Source organism: Micromonospora sp. NPDC000207 (assembly GCF_040300925.1).
Taxonomy (GTDB): domain Bacteria; phylum Actinomycetota; class Actinomycetes; order Mycobacteriales; family Micromonosporaceae; genus Micromonospora.
The window spans coordinates 1-25,210 of the sequence record NZ_JBEPEQ010000090.1; the positions used below are offsets into that span (position 1 = coordinate 1).

The window sequence follows — 25,210 nt, forward strand, 5'->3', positions numbered from 1 at the left end:
CCCGCCAGCAGGTGTGGCACGTGCGACGCGAGCGCCACCGCCGCGTCGTGCGCGGTCGCCGACATCGGCACCACCCGGGAGTCGAACAGACCAAGGAGCAGCCCGGCCAGCCACCGGAACGCCGGCAACCCCGCCCCGGTCGGGCAGAGCACCCACGGGGCGGCGTCGAACAGCCCCGGCACTGCCGAGGTGAGCCCGGCCCGGTCGGTGCCGGCCATCGGATGTCCGGCGACGAAGCGGTGGTCGAGCCGGTGCCGCCCGGCGAAGTCGGCCAACTCGGCCTTGGTGCTACCCACGTCGGTCAGCACACAGTCGTCCCCGGTGGCACCCGCGACCCTCAGCAGGGTGTCGCCGAGCGTGGGCAGGGGACCGCAGAGGAAGACGACGTCCCGGTCGGCGACCGCCTCTTCCAGCTGCTCCGGGCTGGTCAGGCCCTGGGCCCGGGCCTGCGCCCGGGTCGTCGGGTCGGGGTCCCAGCCGGTCACGTCCAGCCCGGCCCTGCGGAGCCCGAGCAGGACCGAACCACCGATCAGCCCGGTGCCGACCACGGCGGCACGGATCCGCCCGTCGGTCCTCTCCCCCATCTGTGCACCCCGGGTTCCGCTCGGCGCGGGGCAACGCCCCGCTCGTCTGCGGCAGAGGATATCCCTTCGGCCACCCCCGCCCTGCGTTCGTCTCCGCAGGCCACCGCCGCCGGAGTGTGATCGGAGGGCTCCGGTGCGCCGATCGGAGGTTGCCGGTGGAAGGTCCACACCGTACTGTCCCTGCGCCGCCCGCCACCCGGCGGGCAACGGGGAAGGACCACTCGATGGCTGCGACGTACCGTGCGCTCGCGTCCGTACTGATGCTGGCCGGTTTCTACCTGGTCGGGCTGGTGCAGATCGGGGCGTTCGCCGCCGGGTTCGCCCGGTTCGCCGCCACCCGGTCCGGGTACGTCGCCGTCGACGTCGGGTGGCCGCTTGTCGCCGCGCTCGGGGTGGTGGTCGTCGGTGTGTGGCGGTCGCTGCGGACCGAGGACGCGCCGCCGACCGGGTTCCTCCTCACCGAGCGGGAGGCGCCGCAGCTGTGGGCGACGGTACGTGAGTTGGCAGTCGGCGTCGCCACCCGAGCCCCGGACGAGATCCGGCTCGTGTCGGAGGTGAACGCGGCGGTCACCGAACGGACCCGGTTCCTGGGCCTGGTCGGCGGGCGGCGGACCCTGGTGGTCGGGTTGCCGCTGCTCCAGGCGCTCCGGGTCGACCAACTCCGGGCGGTGTTGGCGCACGAGTTGGGCCACTTCTCGGGTCGGCACACCCGGCTGGGCGAGGTGGCGTACCGGGGGCGGATCGCGATCGGCACCACCATCGGGCGGATCGGCCGGTGGAACCCGGTCGGCCTGGTCTTCCGTGGCTACACCCGGCTGTACCTCCTCGTCGACCGGGCCGCCTCCCGCCGGCAGGAGTCGGAGGCCGACCGGGCGTCGGTGCGCCTCGCCGGACGGTCGGCGGCGGTCTCCGCGCTGCGTGCCCTGCCCGCCGTCGACCGGGCCTGGTCGTTCTACCTGCGGCGGTACGTCGACCCGGGCTGGTCGGTCGGGCTCGCCCCCGACGACCTGTACGGCGGGTTCGGCCGGTTGCTCGTCGCCCGCGCCGACGAGATCGCCCGACTGACCCAGGAGACCGGCGACGAGGTCGGCTCCCGGTGGGAGACCCACCCTCCGATCGGGGTACGGATCACCGCCATGGGTGCCGCCCCCACCGGTACCGCAGACACCGACGAGCGACCGGCCGAGGTCCTGCTCGCCGACGCCGACCGGGTCGGCCGGGCGCTCCAGGCGTTGACCGCCGACCCCGGTGACCGGACGGTGCTGCCATGGCCCGCGTTCGTCGCCACCGCGACCGCCGTCTCGGTACGCAGGCGGGCGGACCACTACTACCGGGCCGCCGGCCGGTTCACCGACGACCCGCAGCCCGGCCTGCCGAACGTGGTGGAGCTGGTCCGACGCAACCGACTCGGTGAGTTCGCCGAACAGTTCTTCGAGGCCGGCACCCGGAGGGAGGCCGTCCAGCGTTTCGCCGAGCCGTTGGAGCTGATGCTGGTCGACGCCGCGATCCGGTCCGGTCGGGCCCACTGGGAACTGTCCTGGAGCCGACCGGCCCAGTTGGTCGGCCCCGCCGGTGAGCCGCTGGACCTGGCCGACATCGCGAAGCTCGCGGTCCATCCGCAGACCCTCGACGAGGCGCTCACCCGCCTCGCCGAACTCGGCATCGACCCCGCCGTGGCCACCGCGACACCGGGCCGGGTGACCGGGTGCAGGGCCGGGCTGATCGGCGGGATGGCGAACGTGAAGGTCGACGGGGTCCCCTGCGACCTGCTGATCCTCGACCGGGGGCTGGTGCTCGTCGGTGACCCCGGACCGGCCGGGGAGGGCGAGGAGCGGCTCCGCAAGCTGGTCAGCTCGACGTCGCTGGAGGAGTTGGCCGACAGGCACCCCGTCGTCGCGTTCGAGGAGGTCGAGTCGGTGGAGGTCACCCGAGAGGTGCCGCTGAGGGCGATCCTGACGCTGCCCGGCGGGCGACGGGTCGCCCTGCACGAGTCGTTCACCGGCGACCTGCTGGACGCCCAGAGTCGAGACACCCTGCTGGAGGCGTTCACGTCGATCGGCGACCGGACCGGCACCCGGCAGGCCCCTCGCCACCGGATGCGGTGACCGGGGCCTGCCGGGCGTACGGTCCGGGTCGGGTCAGACCTCGGCGAGCCGGTCGGCGACCGCCGCGATCCGCTCGTCGGACGCGGTGAGCGCCACCCGTACGTGCCGGTTGCCGGCCGGACCGTAGAGGGCACCCGCAGCGGCCAGGATGCCGCGCCGGGCCAACCAGTCGACGGTCTCCCAGCAGTCCTCGCCCCGGGTCAGCCACAGGTAGAGGCCGGCCTCGGAGTGCTCGATGGTGAACCCGGCGGCGGTGAACGCCCCGGCCAACGTCTCCCGTCGAGCCCGGTAACGTTCCCGCTGCTCGTCGGCGTGCGTCTGGTCACCGAGGGCAGCGATCATGGCGGCCTGCACCGGCTTCGGCACGATCATGCCGGCGTGTTTGCGGACCTTGAGTAGCTCGTCGACCAGTTTCGGGTCACCGGCCACCAGACCGGCCCGGTAACCGGCCAGGTTGGAGCGCTTGGAGAGCGAGTGCACCGCCAGCACCCCGTCGTAGGAGCCGCCGCAGACCTCCGGGGAGAGCACCGAGACCGGCTCCGACCCCGGCGTCCAGCCCAACGGCAGGTAGCACTCGTCGCTGGCCACCACCGCGCCCCGTTCCCGGGCCCAGTCGACCACCTTGCGCAGGTGCGCCGGGGGCAGCACCCGACCGGTCGGGTTCCCCGGCGAGTTCAGCCAGACCAGGCGTACCCGGGAGGTGGGGCCGACGGCGGTCAGCGAGTCGGTGCGTACGGCGGTCGCCCCGACGAGCCGTACGCCGTCCTCGTAGGTCGGGTAGCAGACCGACGGGATCACCACCACGTCACCGACGCCGATGCCGAGCAGGGTGGGCAGCCAGGCCACCAGCTCCTTCGAGCCGATGGTGGGCAGGACGCCCAACCCGTCGACGCCCGCCCCGCAGGCCCGCGACACCCAGGCCGACATCGCCCGACGCAGCTCGGGGGTGCCGGCGGTCAACGGGTACCCCGGGGAGTCGGAGGCGTCGGCGAGGGCCTGCCGGATCACCGTGGGCACCGGGTCCACCGGCGTACCGATGGAAAGGTTGATCAACCCGCCCGGGTGTGCGGCGGCCAGGGCGGCCGCCGCCTCCAGGGTGTCCCAGGTGAACTCCGGCAGCCGCGCCGACAGCGGCGCCGGGGCGTTCAGTGGCCTTCTCCGCGTGGCGGCTGGCCGGCGACGAAGGTGGCGTCCTTCTCCACCTTGCCGACCTTCGACGCTCCACCGGGCGAGCCGAGATCCTCGAAGAACTCGTAGTTCGCCCCGGTGTAGTCCTTCCACTGCTCCGGGACGTCGTCCTCGTAGAAGATCGCCTCGACCGGACACACCGGCTCACAGGCACCGCAGTCGACACACTCGTCGGGGTGGATGTAGAGCATCCGGTTGCCCTCGTAGATGCAGTCGACCGGGCACTCTTCGATGCACGCCTTGTCGAGCACATCCACGCAGGGTTCGGCGATGATGTAGGTCACCGGTCTTCTCCTCCGCAAGACACGCCGCGATCACCCGCGACGGTTAGAGCCTAGTATCTCGCCGGGGAGGGGGTCGATCGTGCTCCGACAGCAGGATGTGGGACACCGAATCGTGGTCCGCCGGATTGTGGGGATTCGCGAGGGCCGCCCCCTGTTCTCAGACGCCCTCGGCGAACTGGTGGAACTGGACGAGACCCATCTCACGGTGGTCACCTCGAAGGGTCCCGTACGCATCGCCCGCGACGAGGTGCACCGGGCCAAGCGGGTACCGCCGACCCGACGGCCGACCGCCGCCGCGGTGGTCGCCCTCGAACTCGCCGCCGACCAGGCCTGGCCGGCACCGCGACGGGACCGGCTCGGCGACTGGCTGCTGCGCGCCGCCGACGGGTGGACCGGGCGGGCCAACTCCGCCCTGCCGGTCGGCGACCCGGACCGTCCCCTACCGGCCGCCGTCGACGCCGTCGAGCAGTGGTACGCCGAACAGGGCCTCCCGGCGATGGTCAACACCCCGATACCGCTCGCCGCACCGGTCGGCGCCGAACTGGACAGCCGGGGATGGACCGCCCGTCCCCCGGTGCTGGTCCAGACGACGAGGGTGGCCGCGCTCGCCCGACCCCACGCCGCGCAGCCGCCGTCACCGGTGGTGGAGCTGGTGACGGCCCCCTCGCCGGACTGGCTGGCCGTCGCAGCCGACCGCAAGGGCGGGCTACCGGAGGCCGCCCACCACGTGCTCACCGCAGTGGACCACGTCCGCTTCGCCCAGGTGCACGTCGACGGGACGCTCGTCGCGATCGGCCGGGGCACCGTCACCGGCGACGGGCGGTGGCTCGGACTCGGCCTGATCGAGGTGCTGCCCCCGCTGCGCCGTCAGGGGCTGGCCGAACTGGTGGTCCGGGAACTGGCGGCCTGGGGACGGGCCACCGGGGCGGAGCAGGCGTTCCTCCAGGTCGAGCAGCGCAACGAGGCCGCCGTGGGGCTCTACCGCAAACTCGGCTTCGTCACCCACCACACCTACCTGACCCGGGTAGCCCCACCGCACTGACAGTCGGCCCGCCGGGGCAGTGTCGGTCAGCGGCCGACGACCCGACGCGGTCGGGTGGTGCGCTGGGCGGCGTACCGGGCGAGCTGCCGCGACCTGTGGTCCCGGCCGAGAGCGGTGAGCACCAGGAACCCGACCAGCACCCCGACGCCGGCGGCGGCCAGGTAGAGCCAGATCTGGGCGAAGAAGGCACCCGCGCCGTCGGCGAACGGGTTACGCCCGACCAGCAGCGGCCCGACGAAGACCGTCAGCAGGAGCGCCACCAGCACCGCCGCACCGAGGTCGGTGCCCCACCGCTCCACCGGCCGATCCCGGCCCCAACGGAACGCGAGCGTCGCGAGGACCACCCCGATCACCGCGAACATGGCGAGCGAGACCCAGCCGGCGGCGGTCTCGTCGTCACCACCGCCGAAGCCGAACCTGATCACCAACCGGGCGACCACGTTGACCGCGAACAGGGCTCCCGCGAGCACACCGACAGCGCGCCACCGCTCGTTCATCAGACCTCTCCCGCCGTACCGCCCGTCCCGGAGACGGGTCTCTGGCAGGAATTTCTACCATCCGGGCGGGTGTGACGTCAGTACCTCGACGGCGTCGGTGGGGCCAGAATCTGCCGGAAGGCCATCACCGTGAACGTCATCGCACCGGCCACGATCATGGCCAGGCCGACCCAACCACCGGCCAGGAGCAGGTCCCCCTCGTCGGTCCGGATCGACGCCGCCGTCATGAGGACGAACCACGGCACGGCGGGCAGCGCCACCGCCCACCGTGAGCCGACCGCCTCGTGGGCGAACCAGCTCAACGCGATGTTCGCCCCGACCGCGACGAGCACCGACACACCGACCAGGTGACCGCCGACCCGGACGGTGGAGAGCAACAGCTCCAGCACGGCGCTCATCACCCCGCCGATCACGGCGATCACCCCACCGACCACCCGCAGCGCGTGGTCGGCCAGGACCGCGCCCCGACCGGGCGGGCTCGGCGTGGTCTCGTCCTCCACCGTCGGCATCGGCGCGGTCGGCAGGGTCACCGTTGCCCGGCAGCCGTGACCGGGGACCGGCCCGGGTCGTCCGCCGGCGGCGCCTCCCGGTCGCCCCCGCCGTCCGAGGTCGCGTCGACCGAGGTCGCGTCAGCCGAGGCCGGATCGGTCGAGGTCGCGTCGGCCGGGAGGAGTCCGGCGAACAGGTCCGACTCCCAGCCGTGGCGGCCCCGACCCGGGCCCTTCTCCCCGACCGCCAGGGTGAAGTACTCCACGCCCATGAACTCGGCCCCGAAGTTGCCGGCGATCGAGTACAGCCAGGAGCTGGCCGGGATCTGGGTGGCGTGCGCCCGCATGGCCTGCTCCTTGGCGGCGTGCTGCTCGGTAGCGTCCACGCACGCCGCGATCTGGGCGTCAGGCGTACCGAAGGGCAGTTCCGAGGTGTCGGTGATGCCGGCGAAGGGATTGTCCGACGAGTCGACGAAGTGGTTCAGCCCGGCCTCCAGGACGCTGAGCGGCATCGCCGTCCAGTAGACCTTGGCCGGGGCCACCCCCTCGGCAGCGGCCAGCTCGTGCGCCCGCATCGCCACCCGGTGCGCCTGGATGTGGTCCGGGTGCCCGTAGAAGCCGTTTGCGTCGTACGTGATCATGACCTGGGGGCGGACCTCCCGGATGACCTCCAGCAGGTGCCCGGCGGCCTCGTCCAGGTCGGCCCGCCAGAAGGCCCGGGGGTGGTCGTTCGTCGTCATCCCCATCATCCCGGAGTCCCGGTAGCGGCCCGCACCACCGAGGAGCCGGTGGTCGGTGACGCCGAGCGCGGCGCACGCCGCCGCCAACTCGGCGATGCGGTACCCGCCGAGCTGGTCGCCCCGACCGGCGGCGAGCTGCGCCAACTCCGGTACGTGGATCTCGCCTTCCTCGCCGAGGGTGCAGGTCACGAGCGTCACGTGGGCACCGGACGCGGCATAGTGAGCCATCGTCGAACCGGTGCCGATGGCCTCGTCGTCGGGGTGGGCGTGGACCAGCAGAAGGCGGCGGTCGGGCAGGGTCGTCACGACGGTCACTCTAACCGGCGGTTGTGCCGCCGAAGCGGTACGCGTCCCGTCCAGCTCGACCACAACGCCCCTGCCCCGCTCTACGATCTGCCGTGTGGAGTATCCCGAGCTGGCCGCCCGTACCCGCAGGTTCAGCCACGGGGCGCCGCGGGAGGTCACCGTGGCCGGGGACGGGTCCCGGGTGGTCTTCCTGCGCTCGGCCGGGCCGCAGGACCCCGCCGACGCCCTCTGGCTACTCGACGTCGCCTCCGGCACGGAACGGTTGATCGCCGAGCCGACGGCCCTGCTCGACGCCGACCCCGCCGCGACGTCCCGCCAGACCCGGCCCGGCACCCCCACGATCGGCTCGTACGCGCTGGACGCCGCCGGACGGGTCGCCGCGTTCGCCCTCGCCGGCCGGCTGTTCCGGGCCGACCTGGTGCACGGGGACGTGGTGGAGGTCCTCGCCGCCGCAGGTGTGCTCGACCCCCGTCCCGACCCGACCGGGGAGCGGCTGGCCTACGTCACCGACACCACCGGCGGCGGGCGACGCGGACAACTCCGGGTGGTCGAGCCGGACGGCACCGACAACCTGCTCGCCGGTGAGGACTCCGGGGTGACCTGGGGGCTGGCCGAGCACGTCGCCGTCGAGGAGTTCGGCCGCCACCGGGGCTACTGGTGGGCCCCCGACGGCCGGTCGGTGCTCGCCGCCCGGGTGGACGAGTCCCGGCTGCCCCGCTGGTACCTGCACGACGCCGCCGACCCGACCAACGCGCCGACCACCGTCGCATATCCCCAGGCGGGAGGGGCGAACGCCGAGGTCAGCCTGCACCTGCTCGACCTCGACGGCGGCTGGGTGGACGTGCACTGGGACCGGGAGACCTACCCGTACCTGGCCTCGGTGAACTGGGCCGAAGGCGGCCCGTTGATCACCGTCCTGCGTCGGGCCCAGCAGCACGGTCTGGTACTCGCTGTCGATCCGCGCACCGGGGAGACCCAGGTGCACGCGGAGCTGGCGGATCCGCGCTGGGTCGAACCGATCCCGGGCACCCCGGCGCACCTGCCCGACGGGCGGGTGCTGGTCGGCGGCGAACTGGCCCACGACGGGTACGACGCCCGGTGCCTGTTCGCCGACGGCACACTGCTCACCCCGCCGTCGCTGTACGTTCGCCGGGTCCTCGGCCGGCTACCCGCCGCCTCCGGCCCGGCCGACCTGCTGGTGGAGGCGAGCGACGGGGAGCCGAGCCAGCGGCACCTGTTCCGGGTCCGGACGGTGATCGGCGGTGGGGTGGACGTCCGCCGGATCACCGCCGACCCCGGCTGGTACACTGCCGCCGTCGGCGGGGGGACCCTCGTCGTCGGTGCCGCCTCCCTCGACCGGCCGGGCACCCGGTGGACCGTCCACCGGGACGACCGGGAGGTGGCGACAGTGCGGTCGGTGGCCGCGATCCCGCCGTACGCGCCCCGGCCGATGCTGGAACGGGTCACCGACAGGCGGCTGCCCACTGCCGTCCTCTACCCCACCACCCACGTCACCGGCCGTCGGCTGCCGGTACTGCTCGACGTCTACGGCGGGCCGGGGCACCAGGAGGTCGTCGCCGCCCGGGCGGCCTGGCTGGAACGGCAGTGGTTCTGCGAGGCCGGGTTCGCGGTGGTCACCGTGGACAACCGGGGCACCCCCGGTGTCGCCCCCTCGTTCGAGAAGTCGATCCACCGGCGGGTCGCCGACGTGGTCCTCGCCGACCAGGTCGACGCGCTCACCGCCCTCGCCGAGAAGCATCCCGACCTGGCGCTGGACCGGGTGGCGGTCCGGGGCTGGTCGTTCGGCGGCTGGTTGGCGGGGTTGGCGGTGCTACGGCATCCGGAGCTTTTCCGGTGCGCGATCGTCGGCGCTCCGGTCACCGACTGGAGTCTGTACGACACCGCGTACACGGAGCGGTACCTGGGTCTGCCGGAGGACGGCCCGGACGTCTACGCCCACCATTCGCTGCTGGAGTTGGCCGCCGAGCCGGTCACGGATCCGGACGAGGCCCGACCGCTCCTGCTGGTGCACGGGCTGGTCGACGCGACGGTGGTGGCCGCGCACACCCTGCGGCTGTCCGCCGCGCTGCTCGCCGCCGGACGACCGCACTCGGTGCTCCCGCTGACCGGGGCCGCCCACCAGGCCACCGGGGGGCTGGCCGAACGCCTCCTCACCCAGGAACTCACCTTCCTCCGCACCTGGATGTAGGAAAGGACCCCTTCGCAAGGCATCCGGCACAGAAGAGCCCTTGAAATTATTTTTCACATTGACGGGCTTCCGGATCACATGAACACACCGGACAATGCGTCTGGACGTGCGGGCGGCACCAATCGGCGTAACGTAGGTCATCACTCGGCGGCGCGGACGCACGCCCGGCGCAGCTGTGGTGTGCGCAGAAACGTGGTGGCGGGTGCGGGCCGCTCGGGTCCGGCCTCCGGTCGCCAGTTCGGTCCGTCGCCCGTGAGGGCCCCGTCAGGAAGACGAATGCCATGACTTCCACGACAACGCCACAGCGGGGTGGACGGCCACGGGCCGCCATCGACGCGAAGACGTTGCGCACCGACCGCTGGTGGCTCGCGCCGCTGGTCACGGTGGTCGGGCTCGGTGCCTGGGTCGCGTACGCGACGGTCCGGGTCTTCATGCACCGGTGGTACTGGGTCGAGGAGTACCACTACCTGACCCCGTTCTACTCCCCCTGCGTGACCGATCGGTGCATTCCGGAGGCCTCGCACTTCGGGCAGTTCCTGCCCGGCTGGTGGATCATTCCGGACGCCGCGCTCACCCTGCCTTTCCTGCTGTTGTTCCGGCTCACCTGCTACTACTACCGCAAGGCCTACTACAGGTCGTTCTGGCTCTCCCCGCCCGCCTGCGCGGTGCCGGACGGGCACCGGAGCTACTCCGGGGAGACCCGGCTTCCGCTGCTCGGCCAGAACCTCCACAGGTACTTCTTCTACGCCGCCGCGATCATCTCGCTGGTCAACACCTGGGACGCGATCCTGGCCTTCCGGTCCCCCGAGGGTTTCGGGTTCGGACTGGGCAACCTGATCCTGCTCGGCAACGTCATCATGCTCTGGGCGTACACCATCTCCTGCCACTCCTGCCGGCACATCGTCGGCGGGCGCTTGAAGCACTTCTCGAAGCACCCGATGCGGTACCGGGCGTGGACCGCGGTGTCCTGGTTGAACGTCCGGCACATGCAGTTGGCCTGGATCACCCTCGGGACGCTGGCGCTGACCGACTTCTACGTCATGGCACTGGCCGCCGGCTGGTTCCCCGACCTGCGGTTCATCAACTAGAGGGCGCGACATGACCACCACCACGAGCAGCGAAGAAGTCACCACGAGAATCGAACGGCACCACTACGACGTCGTCGTCATCGGGGCCGGCGGGGCCGGGCTGCGGGCGGCGATCGAGGCCCGACTGGCCGGGAAGCGCACCGCGATCATCTCCAAGTCGCTGTTCGGCAAGGCGCACACGGTGATGGCCGAGGGTGGGGCCGCCGCCGCGATGGGGAACGTGAACAGCCGGGACAACTGGCAGGTGCACTTCCGCGACACGATGCGCGGCGGCAAGTTCCTCAACAACGTCCGGATGGCCGAGCTGCACGCCAAGGAGGCCCCGCAACGGATCTGGGAGCTGGAGACGTACGGCGCCCTCTTCGACCGGACCCCGGACGGCCGGATCTCCCAGCGCAACTTCGGCGGTCACGAGTACCCCCGGTTGGCGCACGTGGGCGACCGGACCGGCCTGGAGCTGATCCGTACCCTCCAGCAGAAGATCGTCTCACTCCAGCAGGAGGACCGGCAACGGTACGGCAGCTACGACGCCCGGATCCGGGTCTTCGCCGAGACCACCATCACCGACCTGCTGTTGGACTCCGCCACCCCGGGGGCGGCCCGGATCGCCGGGGCCTTCGGGTACTACCGGGAGTCCGGGGAGTTCATCCTCCTCGAAGCCCCGGCAGTGGTCCTGGCGACAGGCGGGGTCGGCCGGTCCTACAAGGTCACCTCGAACTCGTGGGAGTACACCGGGGACGGGCACGCCCTCGCGCTACGCGCCGGGGCGACGCTCGTCAACATGGAGTTCCTCCAGTTCCACCCGACCGGGATGGTCTGGCCGCCCTCGGTCAAAGGAATCCTGGTCACCGAGTCGGTGCGCGGCGACGGCGGGGTCCTGAAGAACTCCGAGGGCCGTCGTTTCATGTTCGACTACGTCCCCGACGTCTTCCGCTCCCAGTACGCGCAGACCGAGGAGGAGGCGGACCGCTGGTACGCCGACCCGGACAACAACCGACGTCCGCCGGAGCTGCTCCCCCGCGACGAGGTCGCCCGGGCGATCAACAGCGAGGTCAAGGCCGGTCGGGGTACGCCCGCCGGCGGGGTCCTGCTGGACATCGCCTCCCGGCGGTCGGCCGAGGAGATCCGTCGTCGCCTGCCCTCGATGTACCACCAGTTCAAGGAGCTTGCCGACGTCGACATCACCACCGAGCCGATGGAGGTCGGACCGACCTGCCACTACGTGATGGGCGGGGTCGAGGTGGATCCCGACTCCGGGGCCGCCCACGGCGGGGTGCGGGGTCTCTTCGCCGCCGGTGAGGTCTCCGGGGGGATGCACGGGTCGAACCGGCTCGGCGGGAACTCCCTCTCCGACCTGCTGGTCTTCGGCAAGCGGGCGGGCGGCCACGCGGCGTCGTACGCCGACGGGCTGACGACTCGGCCGAGGGTGGCGGTGGCCGCCGTGGAGGCTGCGGTGGAGACCGCCCTGGCCCCGTTGCAGCGGGACACCGGGGAGAACCCGTACGCCCTCCAGCAGGATCTCCAGGCGGTGATGGGGGATCTGGTGGGGATCATCCGTCGGGAGGGCGAGTTGGTCGACGCCCTGGGTCGCCTGGCCGAGCTGCGCGAACGGGTGGCGAAGGTGAGCGCGGCCGGTGACCGGCGCTACAACCCCGGCTGGCATCTGGCTCTGGACCTGCGCAACATGCTGGTGGTCTCGGAGTGCACGGCGCTGGCGGCGTTGGAGCGGCGGGAGTCGCGCGGTGGTCACACCCGTGAGGACTTCCCCACGATGGATCCGCAGTGGCGCCGGGTCAACCTGGTCTGCTCGCTCGACGGCGAGGCCGTACGCCTGACCCGCAAGCCGCTGTCGACGATGCGCCAGGACCTGATCCGGCTCTTCGACCGGGGGGAGCTGGCCAAGTACCTGACCGACGAGGAACTCGCCGATTTCGACGCCGTCACCGAGGAGGCGGGTAACTGATGGGGACCAAGAGGTCGTTCCGGATCTGGCGGGGTGACGCCGACGGTGGCGCGTTGACCGACTACCAGGTCGAGGTGAACGAGGGGGAGGTCGTCCTGGACGTCATCCACCGGTTGCAGGCCACCGAGACCCCCGACCTGGCCTGCCGGTGGAACTGCAAGGCCGGCAAGTGCGGCTCCTGCTCGGTGGAGATCAACGGCAAGCCCCGGTTGAGCTGCATGACCCGGATGTCGACGTTCGAGGAGGCCGAGACCGTCACCGTCACCCCGTTGCGGACGTTCCCGATCATCCGGGACCTGGTCACCGACGTGTCGTTCAACTATGCGAAGGCCCGGGAGACGCCGGCCTTCTCCCCGCCGGGGGACGTGTCGCCTGGCGACTACCGGATGCAGCAGATCGACGTGGAGCGGTCGCAGGAGTTCCGCAAGTGCATCGAGTGCTTCCTGTGCCAGACCGTCTGCCACGTCGTGCGTGACCACGAGGAGAACAAGCAGGCCTTCGCCGGTCCCCGGTACTTCATCAGGGCCGCCGAGCTGGACATGCACCCCCTGGACACCCACACCGACCGCAAGGAGTACGCACAGGCCGAGCAGGGCCTGGGGTTCTGCAACATCACGAAGTGCTGCACCGAGGTCTGCCCCGAGCACATCAAGATCACTGACAATGCGATCATCCCCATGAAGGAACGGGTGGTCGATCGCAGGTACGATCCCCTCGTATGGCTCGGTGACAAGATCTTCCGGAGGGGTCAGGTGCCTCAGACCAGCGTGACCGGTTCTCACGACAGCGGTGCCGTCCACTCCAGGGCTTCGCAGGACGGCGGCTTCCACTCGCACGCCGGCGGCTCGCACGACCAGGCGGCCGAGGTGCAGGCGCAGCAGGGCGTCAACTGGGATCGGGAGGTGCCGCATCCCACCGCCCCGGCGTTGGACGCCAAGGGCAAGATGCCGCTGACCGAACTCACCTTCGACCGGGCGGCCGCACCGTCGCCGTTCGGTGACGACGTGACGTTCCCGCTCCCGCCGGAGCACCTGAACTTCGCCCACCCGAAGCAGGACGAACAGTACTGATCCAGGCAGGATCCACCGGGGGCCGCGGCATCCCCGCCGCCCCCCGACGCCTTTGCGGCCCACCGCCGACCCCCCGGCCGGCGGCCACCCCCGACGCCGGAGCGCCTGAGGGGTCAGTCGGCGGCCCGCAGCAACGGCCGGAGCGCCTCGACGACGGGCACGTCGGCGGGAAGCCAGGTCACGGTGTCCAGCTCGGCGGCGGTGAGCCAACGCAGGGCCGAGTGCTCCAGCGCCTTCGGTTCGTCGCCGTACAGCAGGCGGGCCACGTACACTTTGAGGACGGATCGGCCGTGGGCCATCGGGGAGTCCCCGCCCACCCGGTCGCCGACCTCGATCCGGACGGCGAGCTCCTCGGCGCACTCGCGGACCAGCGCCGCGGTCTCGCTCTCACCCGGTTCGACCTTGCCACCGGGGAACTCCCAGAGGCCGGCCACCTCGGGCGGGGCGGTTCGGGCGCAGGCCAGCACCCGCGCCCCGGAGATGATCGCCGCCCCGACGACGACCTTCCGGCCCCGCCGCTCGGGTCGGCCACTCCCACTGATCTGTTCGGTTCGCACGGGCGTCCAGCGTGCCAGATCAATCGGCGGTTTGGGTACCTTCGATCACCGCTAGGTCAGGAGATCAGAGAAGTGTGGGCGTGGACACACCGTCCATGCGACGACAGACTAGGTAACACCGACAAGACACGGGACGGCGACGATTTGGCCACAAGCCGGCAACGACGTCTGGGGGGCGCGGTGAGGCGAGTGTTGTTCAGCGGCCGGGCGAAGCGCGACTACCTCAGCGATGCGCTCACCCTGCTGTCCGGGTGGACCCGGGAGGGTGAGCAGATCCGACGCACCCTCGTCATCGACGACGCGCAGCACGCGGCGTTGACCGAGCGGGTCAAGGTCGTCGCCGACGCGTTGCACCTGCGACCCGAGATCAGCCGCCGGGCCGACGAGACCCAGATCCTGCTCGGGCACCCCGACGACCAGCCGTTGTCCGAGGGCGAAGTCCTGTTGGCCGCCCGGATCGAGGACGCGTACCGCGCCGTCACCAACCCCTGACCGAACCGACTCCGTCGCCAGGTTAGACCCTCCCGTCACGCTCCGCTGCCCCACTGCACCGTCACGCTCCGCTGCCCGCTGCCCCACCGCTCGGTCGGCTTCGCTGCCCGTCGCCCCGGTGGCGACGGCGTCGTACCGTCGAGGACATGGCAAACGCGACGTACGACCGCAAAGAGCAGTACCAGCAGATCCAGAGCGGCCTGCTCGACGGTGAACAGATCATCGCCGTGTACGACGCAGTGGGCACCGGTACCGGCTTCATCGGCCTGACCGACCGGCGCGTGATCATCCAGGACCGCTCCTTCATCGGCAAGCGGTACGCCATCACCAGCATCCCGTACTCGAAGATCACCAGCGTGAGCGTGGTCAGCAACAAGTCCTGGGGCGGGAGCTTCTTCTCCAGCGGCTCGATCGCCATCCACGTCGGTACGCACACCTACGAGGTCGAGTTCCGGGGCGACCAGAAGAGCCACCACGTGCACAACGTGATCCTGCACTACATCTCCTGAGCCGCCAGGAAGGGCCCCCTGTCGACGCCTGCCGTATGGAAGGGCCCCTTCTCACCGCCCGACCCGGCGCGGTGCGCGGGTACGTGAGCGAGAGCGGGCCAAGCCGGGGGCAGAAGGTCCGGGTGGACGAGAACGGGAGCGGGCCTCGGGTGGGCAACGGTTGGGATACTCGACGGATGCGCGAGTGGATCTCCAGGGTGTGGTCGGGTGTACTGGCGTTCTGGCGGTCCGCCGGGCATCCCGTACGGCGTCGTCTCCTCCGGGCCGGACTCGCCTGCGCGGTGGTGGCCGCGCTCCTGGTCGGTGCCGCGGTCGCCAGCGCCGCCTGGATCCGCCACGGGGCCGACGGGCACCTCTACACCGAGGCGGGTGTGCCCGAGGCCCCGGTCGCCCTGGTGCTCGGCACGAGGGTGAATCCGGACGGGACCCCGTCACCGTTTCTCACCGGTCGGCTGGCCGTTGCCCAGCGGCTGCTCGACACCGGCAAGGTCCGAGCGATCCTGGTCTCCGGTGACAACATGAACCCCGACTACAACGAGCCGGAGGCGATGCGCCGATGGCTGGTCGAGCAGGGCGTACCCGCCGAGAGAGTGGTACTGGACCACGCCGGGTACGACACGTACGACTCCTGCGCCCGAGCGAAGCGGGTCTTCGGGGTGGATCGGGCCACAGTGGTCACCCAGTCGTTCCACCTGCCGCGGGCCGTGGCCGTCTGCCGTCGCCTCGGCATCGACACGGCCGGGGTCGGAGACGAGAGCGCCCGGGTGTACGAGCGCACCTGGCGGATCAGTTCCAGCCGCGAGTACGGCGCCGGCGTCAAGGCCACCTTCGACGTCCTCTCCGGCCGCAACCCCACCCGCCTCGGCCCCCGCGAAACCGCCGTCGACGAAGCCCTGCGCTCCAGCTGACCCACCGCCGGCCGCCGAGACCGGGTTGAACCGGACAGCTCTGGCCCCCGTCGTATCGGGGCAACCTCCACCCCTGACGAGGACGACATGACTCACCCCTGGCCGCAACCCGACTGGACCGACGAGTTCATTCCCGACGACGAGATGACGTACGACCTCCAGCTGCTCCCGGGGCAGCAACAAGTGCCGTTCGACGTGGCCGTGTCCACCTATGGGACGAACCCGTACTGGCCCCTCCCGCCCAGCCAACCGGATCCGAACCCGATGCCGGGTCCACTCTATGCATCCGCTTATGCGGATCTTCCGGCAGGGCCGAACCACGAATCACCAGCACGCGACGCGCAGTCCACAGCCGAGGCACTTTTCGCCGAGTTCACGAAGGCCCGCCGAGAGAACCGGATCACGTTCGACAAATCCAAGAACAGGGTCGGGTACGCCGGCGACGCCACGAGCGAGTGGAGAAAACGCCTCAGCAGTTGGCGGAAACTAGGAGTACCAGAATACGTCACGCGAAACTGCCCCGATTTCCTCACGGCACTCGATGAGTTGGAGCCGGGCAGGTATAAACCCTCCGCCGAGAGGTCTGATCGCAAGAACACCGGGAACGAATACAAGGGACTGCTTGCCGAATTCAACAAGGCGCTGAGTGACGGAAAGCTCAAGATCGACAAACGGGGGCGGTTGAAGTATGCGGACTCGGCTACGCATGATCGGTGGGCGTCACGCCTGTCGAACTGGAGAACAAATGGACCGCCACCGATTGCCGTCAAGGAATGCCCCGCGTTCGTTGAGGAACTACAGCGGCTGTTCCCGGGAAAGTACCTTCCCAGAACAGAAAACCCAACCCGGAAACATTCTAGGCATCCGGGACAGCAGAACCCGGGGCAGGCGACGGCCTGGACCGGCGGGGACCTCGATCCGGCGGTGACCGCTCAGGTCGCGGCGTTCCAGGGACCATGGGCCCCGGCCGCCTTCCCGGTGAATCCGACGAACCCCTCCGGCAGCCCGTTCCCAGCCGCAGGGCATCCCGCGTATCCGCAGCAACCCCAGGGCCACCGGCCCTGACCCCGTGCGTGACGACGAAGGGTGGACGTCCGACAGACCCGACGTCTCGCCATCGCAGACCTCATTCACAGGGCACCTCACCTGGTCCGGGTGTCGGTCACCGCATGCTCCGGCCCGCGCTCCCCTGGGTCCCCTGGCCCCGTTGGACCGACTGGCCGAAAGCCTGACGTGGGGCGGGAGTACCTTCGAAGCCCGGCGGCGGACCGAGTTGCGACCGTCGAGGCGGACCGTCGCCCGCGCCCAGGCTCATTGTCGCGTACGGGACGGCACTCGCCGTCGCCGACACCGCATTCGTGCTCTCCGCTCCCCGGGGCGCTTCATCCCGCAGGCCGATCATCTCGCCGACCTGTGCATTCAGTGCGTCTCGCGCCTGCTGGTATTGGCTGCCGCTCCCCGCCGCCCAGCAGTTCCGGAGGCCGTTCAGACTCAGGTCGATCGAATTGTTCTCGATGAGTTTCGCCTGTTCCCGGTTCGTCAAGATCGACATCGCCCTCTGATTGTCCGGCGTGAGGTGGCCGACCATCAGGGCGAACTGATTCTGCGGAGAGGGATCCTGCGCTGGGAGGTGGCGGCCGAGACTAAGGTGATCGAGCACCGCCTGATTGAGGCGCGTCCGCTCGGTCCCGATGAGTCGTTTCTGTTGCGCGCCGACCGCTTGGTGGCCGAGCAAACGGCGGGAATCACCTGCGTTCATCCGCGCGAGGACGACCGAAAGGTTGACCTCCTCCCGACTGATGACGTTCAGGGCGTTCGAGATCTGCAGCGCCGTGGCCGCCCCCTGCAGGGCGTCGAGGGGAAGCCTCTCGAACACGCGCCGGTTCTCGGGCGTCAGGGAACTCCACAGCCTGCCGAGGTCCCCCTGCAGGTTCCACTCGTCCCTGTCACCCGACGTGGGTTGTCCGTACGAATCCGGCACCGTCTGTCCTCCGTCATCCTCCGGTCGACCTGTCCCACCCTCTACGTAGGACTGTCGACGTCGGTTCACGGGCCGAGGTCTGCCGTCGACGGACTGACTCACATCCTGGATCGAACCGGATCCGGGTCTGCCACGTCGTACGGGGGAGGGGTCGGCCGGCCAACCGGCCCCTGCAACCACAGGCAGACACCATCGGAGGAGAGCAGGATGCCGAAGAACCAACCCCTCGGGGACGACGAACTGAGAGCACATCTCACCGGCACCCCGGAACATGGGCAATACAGGGGACTGTCCTCGGACGAGCGACAGAAGGTACTCGCCCAGTCGGGCGTCCAGACGGCGCTCCAAGTAGCCGAGAGGTATTCCCAGGAGTATCGGGCGCAGGTCGAGGACAATGTCGGCCAACAGCAGCTCAAAGCGACCGTGGACCGGTACAACACCTCACTCGACAAGCTCGGCAGGACGTTGCACAAGTCGGTCGAGAGGATCGAATCGCCCGAAACGAGTCGTGGGTTCCTGGCATCGATGGCCAGCCTGAGTAGCTGGGCACCCTCGCTTCCCGGTACTGGCTCCTCCCATCAGCGGCCCGCGTCGGGCGGGCAGTCCCGGGCTTCGGGCGGGCGGCGGAAGCCGTGACCCCGGCCGCTGCGGGGAGACGACGGTAGCCCGGGGAGGGTCGCCGTTGGTGTCGTCGGCGGGCTGGGCCGGCTGACCGGACGGCAACCCTCCCGGAACCGGGAGGTTGTCAGCAGCTCGGGGCGCGCCAGAACTGGGTCTCCCGGTTGCCGACGTGGACGTGGTCGTCGTGACCGGGATATCCGGGGCCGAGCAGTTCCTTGAAACCGCAGGTCCGGGCGGTACGCCACAGCTGGCACTGGGTCGGTCGACTGGACAGGCCCAGGTCGGCAGCCTTGCCGTAGATGTGCAGGCTGTCCGGGGCACCCCCGACCTGCCGGTTACAGGACACGCTCCGGAAGCCCGACGTGACGACGATCGGGCGGTCGCCGAGCTTGTGCCGCAACGCCTCCAACTGCCACATCACCAACAACAGGTTCTGGCGTACGGTCGCCGCCGGAACCGCCCCTCCCGAGAACCCCGACTGGCCGCATCCACCTGTGAACTCCGCGTACGAGAAGTGTTCCGGGGTGCAGTCGTCGTCCTGGAGGGAGTAGATGAGGTCGAACGTCTCGGGGCCGGCGGTCCCGGTGGTGTTCTGAAGTCCGTACCCCGCCTTGAACCGGCGGACCGCCGCCGCCGTGGCCGGGCCGTAGATCCCGTCCACGTCCAGGGTCTCCCCGGTGTCCACCCACCCGGAGACCCGGATCTGCAACTGGGTGACGTCGTTTCCGGTGGCCCCCGGGGACAGGGTCCGGGTCCAGGTGAAACAGGCGTTGCTCGCGGTGGCCGCCGAGACGTTCAGGGCCAGCATTCCCAAGAAGTCACTGAACATGAGGCGCTCCCATTCTCAGTGGGCGAAGAAGCTGAGCGGCCCCATTCACTCAATTGTCGATCGCGGGTTTTCGGGGGCGGCTCCAGTCAAGCGTGCACCCGATTTTTCCGCGCAACCACCGATTTCGTACCCTGCACGGCGAGCACGATTTTGACGCAACGGTGACGCCACGCCGGCCACCCTGCCCCGGGGTGCCACGCACACCTGGCCCCGGGGCTACCCCAACTGCGTGACCCCGAGGCAGAGCAGAACGGCGAGCACGACGAAGCCCGGTACGGCGGCCACGAACCCCACCGACGAGGCGGGACGCGTGGGGTCACGGGAACTGCGTACGCCCAGGATCACGAGACTCACCAGGAAGGTGACGCCGAGAACCGGGTAGCCGAACAGCGCGAGGTAGAACATCTGCTCCCGGTCGGAGAGGCAGAAGCCGGCCTCGCAGTCGGGCGGGGGTGTGTCGGAGGCCGAATACGCGACCGCCAGGTAGACGCCGACGACGGCGGCATACCACCCGACCAGGTGCAGCAGGGCGAGCCCGGGATTCGTCCGCCACGGGCCCTTCGACGCGGAGGATGACACATGTCGATTGTGGTGGTTGCCCGCCGGGCCCGCTGCCCCGTCCTTGAGCGGTTCGAGCGACCGGGACCGCTCCGCCTGCCGTTCCAGTGCCGACGACCTACAGGGTCCGGCCTGAGCCTCCCTGCTGGGGGGCAGAGCCCGCGCCCCCGTGAGCCGGCGGAAGCCGGTGGCTGCGGCCTCCGGCCCGAGGTGCCCCACTCGGGCCTGAGTGACGGAGCCCAGCGGCAGCGACCTGGTCGACTCCGGCCTGCCCTGCTGTCACCCGGGCGGACTGGGCGGCCATCTCGGAGAACCGCAAACCAGCCGCCTGGCCGGTCTGCCGGAGCTGCTCGACTCTGCTTCGCTGGTCCTTCATGGCGTCGATCTGTCGCCCCAACAGGCTCAGCATCGGGTCGTTCCGCCAGTCCGCTCCGTTGGTCTCGAACATGTGACGCGATCGGTTGAACTCGCGATCCTGCTCGGCGATGTGGGCGAGGAATTTCGCCCAGTTCTCGGGGTTGTTGAGGTTCTTGAAGGTCGGCTGGTGGCACGGGTCGTCGGCCGTGCGGATTCCGCCTGACCCTCCGGCCGAGCCGGGGCCGCCTCTACCGACCGACCGGAGCGGGACGGCCGGATCGAGGGCCGCAGACGCGGAAGCCTGCGCCGCTTGCGCCCTCTCCTGGGCGGCGTGCTGGGCGGCGACGGATGGCGCGGCCGACTCCACCGCGTTCTTCAGCCTCTGCACCCTGTCGCTGAGCTCCCACAGTTCCGGCTCGTCACGCCAGTCGGTCCCCGCCGCTTTGTGCATCTCGCGCCGTTCGTTCAGCTCACCTTCCCATTGGGTAAGTTCACTCAGGCTCTGACGCCACACCCGGATATCGCGGAAGTCACCGAACTCCTCGTGAAAGGTCTGGTCGCTACGGTCCATTCGATCATCCTCATCCTGCTCGTGGCACCCGGTCCGGGCAGATTGGGCACCCCCCACCTACGGACCGAGCCAAGCCACGGTTCACAAGAATCCGAGTGGCACGAATCGCAGGACCACAGGGGCGTCGAGCTGGAGAGGGCTAGACGTTGAAGCGGAACTCGACTACGTCGCCGTCCTGCATGACGTACTCCTTGCCTTCGATGCGGACCTTGCCGGCGGCCTTGGCCGCCGCCATCGAACCGGCCGAGACCAGGTCGTCGTAGGAGACCACCTCGGCCTTGATGAACCCGCGCTGGAAGTCGGAGTGGATGACGCCGGCGGCCTCGGGGGCGGTCGCCCCGACCGGGACGGTCCAGGCCCGCGCCTCCTTCGGCCCGGCGGTCAGGTACGTCTGGAGCCCGAGGGTCCGGAAACCGACCCGGACGAGCTGGTCGAGGCCGGGCTCGGACTGGCCGATCGACTCCAGCAGCTCGCGGGCCTCCTCCTCGGGGAGGTCCACCAGCTCAGACTCGATCTTGGCGTCCATGAAGACCGCCTCGGCCGGGGCGACCAGGGCGCGCAGCTCGTCGAGGAACTCGGCGTTGCCCAGCTCCTCCTCGTCGACGTTGAAGACGTAGAGGAACGGCTTGGTGGTCAGCAGGTGCAGTTCCCGCAGGTGCTCCAGCTCGACCTTGGCGGCGGCGGCCCCCGCGTACAGGGTGGTGCCGCCGTCGAGGACCTCGACCGCCGCCTTCGCCGCGGTGACGGCGGCGGCCCGGTCCTTGCGGAGCTTGGCCTCCTTCTCCAACCGGGGCAACGCCTTCTCCAGGGTCTGGAGGTCGGCCAGGATCAGCTCGGTGTTGATCGTCTCGATGTCGTCGGACGGGGAGACCTTGCCGTCGACGTGGACCACGTTCGGGTCGGAGAAGGCGCGGACCACCTGGCAGATCGCCGAGGCGTCGCGGATGTTGGCCAGGAAGGCGTTGCCCCGGCCCTGCCCCTTGGACGCGCCCCGGACCAGGCCGGCGATGTCGACGAACGACACCGGCGCCGGGAGCACCTTCTGCGAGGAGAAGATCTCGGCCAGCCTGGCCAGCCGGTCGTCCGGCAGCCCGACCACGCCGACGTTGGGCTCGATCGTGGCGAACGGATAGTTCGCCGCGAGCACGTCGTTCTTGGTCAACGCGTTGAACAGGGTGCTCTTGCCGACGTTGGGCAGGCCGACGATGCCGATGGTGAGACTCACGACGGGTCAGTCTACGCGTCGCCGCCCGCCCGGCCCGCCAGCCGGTCACCGGGGTGACGGCCGTCAGTCCCCGGCCTCGGCGGCGGCGAGGAGGTCGCGCAGCAGGTCGGCCAGGCGGTCGCGGTCCGCAGCGGGGAGGGCGGCCAGCAGGTCTCGCTGGACGGCCAGACCGGCGTCGACGGCCTCCTCGGCCGCCCGTCGCCCGGCGTCGGTGAGGGTCACCTGGAGGCCGCGCCGGTCGGCGGGGTCGGGGGTACGCCGGACCAGCCCGGCCCGTTCCAGCCGGTCCAGCCGGCCGGTCATCCCGCCGGAGGTGAGCATCAGGCTGGCGGCCAGCGCCTTCGGGGCGAGGGTGTACGGCCGGCCGCTGCGGCGCAGGGTGGCCAGCACGTCGAACTCGCCCCGGCTGAGGCCCCAGGCGGCGTACACCTTCTCCTGCCGGTCCCCGACGAGCCGGGCCAGCCGGTAGATCCGTCCGAAGACGGCCATCGGCTCGGGGTGCATGTCGGTGCGTTCCCGACGCCACTGCTCGACGATGGCGTCCACGTCGTCCCGCTGGGTCACCTTCGGCATTGTGCCGTACCTCGCACTGGCGGGTTCAGCTCACCAGTGATTAGCTTAGCTCTAAGCTACTTAGTGACGAGTGATTGGTGTCCCGATGCGTCGACGAACCGGCGACCTGCTGCTCACCGCGGTCGCCCCGACCCTCTGGGGCACCACGTACCTGGTCACCACGGAGTTCCTGCCGCCGGACCGGCCGCTGTGGTCCGGGGTCTACCGCGCCCTGCCCGCCGGTCTGCTCATGGTCGCCCTCACCCGGGGCCGTCGACCGTCCGGCCACTGGTGGTGGCGCTCCGCCCTCCTCGGGCTGCTCAACGTCGGCGCCCTCTTCCCGCTGCTCTTCGTGGCCGCGTACCGGCTGCCGGGAGGCACCGCCGCAGTGCTCGGCGCGATCCAACCCCTGCTCGTCGCCGGGCTGTCCCTACTCGTCCTCGGCCTGCGCCCCCGGCCACCCGTGCTCGTCGCCGCAGTGGTCGCGCCGGCCGGCATCGCCCTGGTGGTGCTGCGACCGGACGCCGCAGTGGACCTCGTCGGGGTCGCCGCCGGCCTGGTCGCCACCGTCGCGATGGCGACCGGGCTGATCCTCACCCGGCGTTGGGGCACCCCACCCGGGGTCGGGGTGGGCACCGTGACGAGCTGGCAACTCGTCGCGGGCGGGCTGCTGATCGTCCCGGTGGCGGCCCTGGCCGAGGGGGTCCCCCCGGTCCCGGACCACACGAACCTCATCGGGTACGCCTGGCTCGGGCTCCTCGGCACCGCCGGGGCGTACGCGCTCTGGTTCCGGGGTGTCACCCGGCTGCCGGTGACCCAGGTCGCCCTCCTGGCGGTGGTGAGCCCCCTCACCGCAGCCGCCCTGGGCTGGCTCGTCCTCGGGCAGTCCCTGGGGCCGGTGCAGCTCGCCGGATTCGCCGTCGCGGTCGGTGCCCTGGCGATCGCCCAGCTTCCCGCCCGGACCCGACCTGACACCCGTCAACCCGTCAGCGACCAGGGGCCGTCAGTGGTCGACAGCTCCCGCCGGACGGCGGGCGGCAACTCGGTGGCCGCCGCAGCCGGGAGGGTGAACCGGTCCGGCGCGTCCGCCCCGGCCGCCGTCGACTCGCCGAGCATCCAGCGCACCTCGTCGGCCGTCCACCCGAGGTCACGGCGGACGGCGACCTCGCGCAGCAGACGCCGCCCCGCCCGGGTGTCGTCGTCGTAGAACCGCATGCACCAGTGGTGCACCCACATGCCGAGCGCCCGCAGTCCGGCGGCGTCCAGGGAGTCGGCGAGCCGACCACAGGCGGTCCCGGCGAACTGCGGGTCCGGCTCCCCCACCACCCGACCGGCTCCCCGCCCGTCGGTGCGGTCCCGCTCGATCGCTCCGTACGCCGCCGGGGCCACCGCCCGCATCCGGTCGTAGAAACCCTGGACCACTGCTGCGTCGATCAGAGCCCGTTCCGACCGCATCAGCGGACACCCCGCCCGGCCACGCTCGCCATCACCGCACCCCTTCTTGAGTTGGGGGCCGACCGTACCGTCCCCTACCGACGCTTTCCTGGCCCGGTTTCCGTTTCCCGAGGTGAGGGCGACGATCGGGGTCCGGGCGGGCCAGGTCCGAAAGCCGCGAGCGGTCAGGTGGTGCGGCGGGGCAGGATCGGAGGGTGGAGTTGGACTTCGAGCGGTGTTACCGGGCCGTGGACAGCCGCGACCAGCGGTTCGACGGCTGGTTCTACACCGGCGTCACCTCGACCGGGATCTACTGTCGACCGTCCTGCCCGGCGATCACCCCGAAACGGCGCAACGTCCGGTTCTTCACCTCGACCGCCGCCGCCCAGCAGGCCGGGCTCCGGGCCTGCCGACGGTGCCGCCCGGACGCCACCCCCGGCTCCCCGGAGTGGGACCTGCGGGCCGACGTGGTGGGGCGGGCGATGCGGCTGATCGCCGACGGGGTGGTGGACCGGGCCGGGGTGTCCGGGCTGGCCGCCCGACTCGGGTACACCGAACGGCACCTGCACCGGATGCTGCGGGCGCAGGTGGGGGCCGGGCCGATCGCCCTGGCCCGGGCACAGCGGGCGCAGACCGCCCGGATCCTGATCACCACGACCGGCCTGCACCTGGCGGAGGTCGCGTTCGCCGCCGGGTTCGGCAGCGTACGGCAGTTCAACGACACGGTCCGCGAGGTGTACGGGCTCACCCCGTCACAGTTGCGCGCCGACCGTCGGGCCACGGCGACGGGTGGGGAGGTGGGCACCGACGGGGCGCAGACCATCTCGCTGCGGTTGGCGTACCGGCAGCCGTTGCACACCGTCGCCCTGCTTGACTTCCTCGCCCGGCGGGCGCTGCCCGGGGTGGAACGGGTCGTCGACGGGGCGTACCACAGGGGGTTGTCACTGCCGCACGGACCGGCCGAGGTCGGCCTGCGTCCCGCCGACGGGCACGTGGTGGCGACGCTGAGCCTGGCCGACCTGCGCGACCTGGCCCCGGCGGTGGCCCGGTGC

At 70.9% G+C, this 25,210-nt stretch carries 26 protein-coding genes and 1 pseudogene; 13 read left to right on the forward strand and 14 right to left on the reverse strand.

Annotated elements, in window-relative coordinates; all coding sequences use genetic code 11:
* Positions 1-584: prephenate dehydrogenase (locus ABT336_RS20535; RefSeq protein WP_350898234.1), on the reverse strand; the 584-nt coding region annotated here is incomplete at its 3' end.
* Between the two features lie 224 nt (positions 585-808).
* Between ABT336_RS20535 and ABT336_RS20540 the strand changes: the two genes are divergently transcribed.
* Positions 809-2,689 carry a M48 family metallopeptidase gene (locus ABT336_RS20540; protein ID WP_350898235.1) on the forward strand — a complete coding sequence of 627 codons (1,881 nt, stop codon included), beginning with the start codon at positions 809-811 and terminating at the stop codon, positions 2,687-2,689.
* A gap of 33 nt (positions 2,690-2,722) precedes the next feature.
* Here ABT336_RS20540 and dapC read toward each other — a convergent pair whose 3' ends face one another.
* Both dapC and fdxA read right to left on the reverse strand, forming a co-directional pair.
* On the reverse strand, positions 2,723-3,838 hold the full coding sequence (gene dapC / locus ABT336_RS20545; RefSeq protein WP_350898259.1) for a succinyldiaminopimelate transaminase: 1,116 nt from the start codon (positions 3,836-3,838) through the stop codon (positions 2,723-2,725).
* Positions 3,835-4,161 carry a ferredoxin gene (gene fdxA / locus ABT336_RS20550; protein WP_350898236.1) on the reverse strand — a complete coding sequence of 109 codons (327 nt, stop codon included), beginning with the start codon at positions 4,159-4,161 and terminating at the stop codon, positions 3,835-3,837. Before fdxA ends, dapC begins: the two co-directional genes overlap by 4 nt.
* Positions 4,162-4,240: 79 nt before the next feature.
* Between fdxA and ABT336_RS20555 the strand changes: the two genes are divergently transcribed.
* The gene (locus ABT336_RS20555) at positions 4,241-5,203 is read left to right on the forward strand and encodes a GNAT family N-acetyltransferase (protein ID WP_350898237.1); all 963 of its coding nucleotides are present in this window, start codon (positions 4,241-4,243) and stop codon (positions 5,201-5,203) included.
* Between the two features lie 26 nt (positions 5,204-5,229).
* Here ABT336_RS20555 and ABT336_RS20560 read toward each other — a convergent pair whose 3' ends face one another.
* From ABT336_RS20560 to mshB, 3 genes are all read right to left on the reverse strand, one after another.
* Positions 5,230-5,700 (reverse strand): hypothetical protein, encoded by a 471-nt coding sequence (locus ABT336_RS20560; protein WP_350898238.1) that lies wholly within the window; start codon positions 5,698-5,700, stop codon positions 5,230-5,232.
* A gap of 77 nt (positions 5,701-5,777) precedes the next feature.
* A complete protein-coding gene (locus tag ABT336_RS20565) occupies positions 5,778-6,209 on the reverse strand; it encodes a hypothetical protein (protein WP_350898239.1) in 432 nt (143 codons plus the stop codon).
* Positions 6,210-6,226: 17 nt separating this feature from the next.
* On the reverse strand, positions 6,227-7,243 hold the full coding sequence (gene mshB, locus ABT336_RS20570; protein ID WP_350898240.1) for an N-acetyl-1-D-myo-inositol-2-amino-2-deoxy-alpha-D-glucopyranoside deacetylase: 1,017 nt from the start codon (positions 7,241-7,243) through the stop codon (positions 6,227-6,229).
* Positions 7,244-7,328: 85 nt separating this feature from the next.
* On the opposite strand from mshB, the gene ABT336_RS20575 reads away from it, so the two are divergent.
* The 4 genes from ABT336_RS20575 (at position 7,329) to ABT336_RS20590 (ending at position 13,564) form a co-directional block, all read left to right on the forward strand.
* Positions 7,329-9,443: a S9 family peptidase gene (locus ABT336_RS20575; RefSeq protein ID WP_350898241.1), complete on the forward strand. Its 2,115-nt coding sequence runs from the start codon at positions 7,329-7,331 to the stop codon at positions 9,441-9,443.
* Positions 9,444-9,724: 281 nt separating this feature from the next.
* The gene (gene sdhC, locus ABT336_RS20580) at positions 9,725-10,531 is read left to right on the forward strand and encodes a succinate dehydrogenase subunit SdhC (RefSeq protein ID WP_350898242.1); all 807 of its coding nucleotides are present in this window, start codon (positions 9,725-9,727) and stop codon (positions 10,529-10,531) included.
* Positions 10,532-10,541: 10 nt separating this feature from the next.
* On the forward strand, positions 10,542-12,494 hold the full coding sequence (locus tag ABT336_RS20585; protein WP_350898243.1) for a fumarate reductase/succinate dehydrogenase flavoprotein subunit: 1,953 nt from the start codon (positions 10,542-10,544) through the stop codon (positions 12,492-12,494).
* Positions 12,494-13,564 carry a succinate dehydrogenase/fumarate reductase iron-sulfur subunit gene (locus ABT336_RS20590; RefSeq protein ID WP_350898244.1) on the forward strand — a complete coding sequence of 357 codons (1,071 nt, stop codon included), beginning with the start codon at positions 12,494-12,496 and terminating at the stop codon, positions 13,562-13,564. The genes ABT336_RS20585 and ABT336_RS20590 overlap by 1 nt, the downstream gene beginning before the upstream one ends.
* Before the next feature lie 113 nt (positions 13,565-13,677).
* Here ABT336_RS20590 and ABT336_RS20595 read toward each other — a convergent pair whose 3' ends face one another.
* Entirely contained in the window at positions 13,678-14,121 is a 444-nt protein-coding gene (locus ABT336_RS20595) for a (deoxy)nucleoside triphosphate pyrophosphohydrolase (protein WP_350898245.1), read from the reverse strand.
* A gap of 180 nt (positions 14,122-14,301) precedes the next feature.
* On the opposite strand from ABT336_RS20595, the gene ABT336_RS20600 reads away from it, so the two are divergent.
* From ABT336_RS20600 to ABT336_RS20615, 4 genes are all read left to right on the forward strand, one after another.
* Positions 14,302-14,613, forward strand: a complete 312-nt coding sequence (locus tag ABT336_RS20600) for a 4a-hydroxytetrahydrobiopterin dehydratase (RefSeq protein WP_350898246.1) — start codon at positions 14,302-14,304, stop codon at positions 14,611-14,613.
* A 146-nt stretch (positions 14,614-14,759) separates the two neighbouring features.
* Positions 14,760-15,122: a PH domain-containing protein gene (locus tag ABT336_RS20605; RefSeq protein WP_350898247.1), complete on the forward strand. Its 363-nt coding sequence runs from the start codon at positions 14,760-14,762 to the stop codon at positions 15,120-15,122.
* A gap of 176 nt (positions 15,123-15,298) precedes the next feature.
* On the forward strand, positions 15,299-16,030 hold the full coding sequence (locus tag ABT336_RS20610) for a SanA/YdcF family protein (RefSeq protein ID WP_350898248.1): 732 nt from the start codon (positions 15,299-15,301) through the stop codon (positions 16,028-16,030).
* An 87-nt stretch (positions 16,031-16,117) separates the two neighbouring features.
* A complete protein-coding gene (locus tag ABT336_RS20615; protein WP_350898249.1) occupies positions 16,118-17,095 on the forward strand; it encodes a hypothetical protein in 978 nt (325 codons plus the stop codon).
* A 97-nt stretch (positions 17,096-17,192) separates the two neighbouring features.
* On the opposite strand, the gene ABT336_RS20620 is transcribed toward ABT336_RS20615, so the two are convergent.
* Positions 17,193-18,011, reverse strand: coding sequence for a hypothetical protein (locus ABT336_RS20620; protein WP_350898250.1), 819 nt, complete (start codon positions 18,009-18,011; stop codon positions 17,193-17,195).
* Between the two features lie 207 nt (positions 18,012-18,218).
* Here ABT336_RS20620 and ABT336_RS20625 point away from each other — a divergent pair, with 207 nt between their 5' ends.
* The gene (locus ABT336_RS20625) at positions 18,219-18,647 is read left to right on the forward strand and encodes a hypothetical protein (RefSeq protein WP_350898251.1); all 429 of its coding nucleotides are present in this window, start codon (positions 18,219-18,221) and stop codon (positions 18,645-18,647) included.
* A 109-nt stretch (positions 18,648-18,756) separates the two neighbouring features.
* Here the strand turns inward: ABT336_RS20625 and ABT336_RS20630 are convergent, their stop codons facing one another.
* The 5 genes from ABT336_RS20630 to ABT336_RS20650 form a co-directional block, all read right to left on the reverse strand.
* A complete protein-coding gene (locus ABT336_RS20630) occupies positions 18,757-19,461 on the reverse strand; it encodes a D-Ala-D-Ala carboxypeptidase family metallohydrolase (RefSeq protein ID WP_350898252.1) in 705 nt (234 codons plus the stop codon).
* A 216-nt stretch (positions 19,462-19,677) separates the two neighbouring features.
* Positions 19,678-20,040: a hypothetical protein gene (locus ABT336_RS20635; RefSeq protein ID WP_350898253.1), complete on the reverse strand. Its 363-nt coding sequence runs from the start codon at positions 20,038-20,040 to the stop codon at positions 19,678-19,680.
* A gap of 97 nt (positions 20,041-20,137) precedes the next feature.
* Positions 20,138-20,947 (reverse strand): hypothetical protein, encoded by an 810-nt coding sequence (locus tag ABT336_RS20640; RefSeq protein ID WP_350898254.1) that lies wholly within the window; start codon positions 20,945-20,947, stop codon positions 20,138-20,140.
* Positions 20,948-21,086: 139 nt separating this feature from the next.
* Entirely contained in the window at positions 21,087-22,172 is a 1,086-nt protein-coding gene (ychF, locus tag ABT336_RS20645; protein WP_350898255.1) for a redox-regulated ATPase YchF, read from the reverse strand.
* 63 nt (positions 22,173-22,235) lie between these two features.
* Positions 22,236-22,736, reverse strand: coding sequence for a MarR family winged helix-turn-helix transcriptional regulator (locus ABT336_RS20650; protein WP_350898256.1), 501 nt, complete (start codon positions 22,734-22,736; stop codon positions 22,236-22,238).
* Positions 22,737-22,830: 94 nt separating this feature from the next.
* On the opposite strand from ABT336_RS20650, the pseudogene ABT336_RS20655 reads away from it, so the two are divergent.
* Positions 22,831-23,607 (forward strand): annotated as a pseudogene (locus ABT336_RS20655) (EamA family transporter); the annotation flags it as partial.
* A 95-nt stretch (positions 23,608-23,702) separates the two neighbouring features.
* On the opposite strand, the gene ABT336_RS20660 reads toward ABT336_RS20655, so the two are convergent.
* Positions 23,703-24,179, reverse strand: coding sequence for a hypothetical protein (locus ABT336_RS20660; RefSeq protein ID WP_350898257.1), 477 nt, complete (start codon positions 24,177-24,179; stop codon positions 23,703-23,705).
* 194 nt (positions 24,180-24,373) lie between these two features.
* Here ABT336_RS20660 and ABT336_RS20665 point away from each other — a divergent pair.
* The coding region (locus ABT336_RS20665; RefSeq protein ID WP_350898258.1) for a bifunctional transcriptional activator/DNA repair enzyme AdaA at positions 24,374-25,210 on the forward strand (837 nt) is incomplete at its 3' end.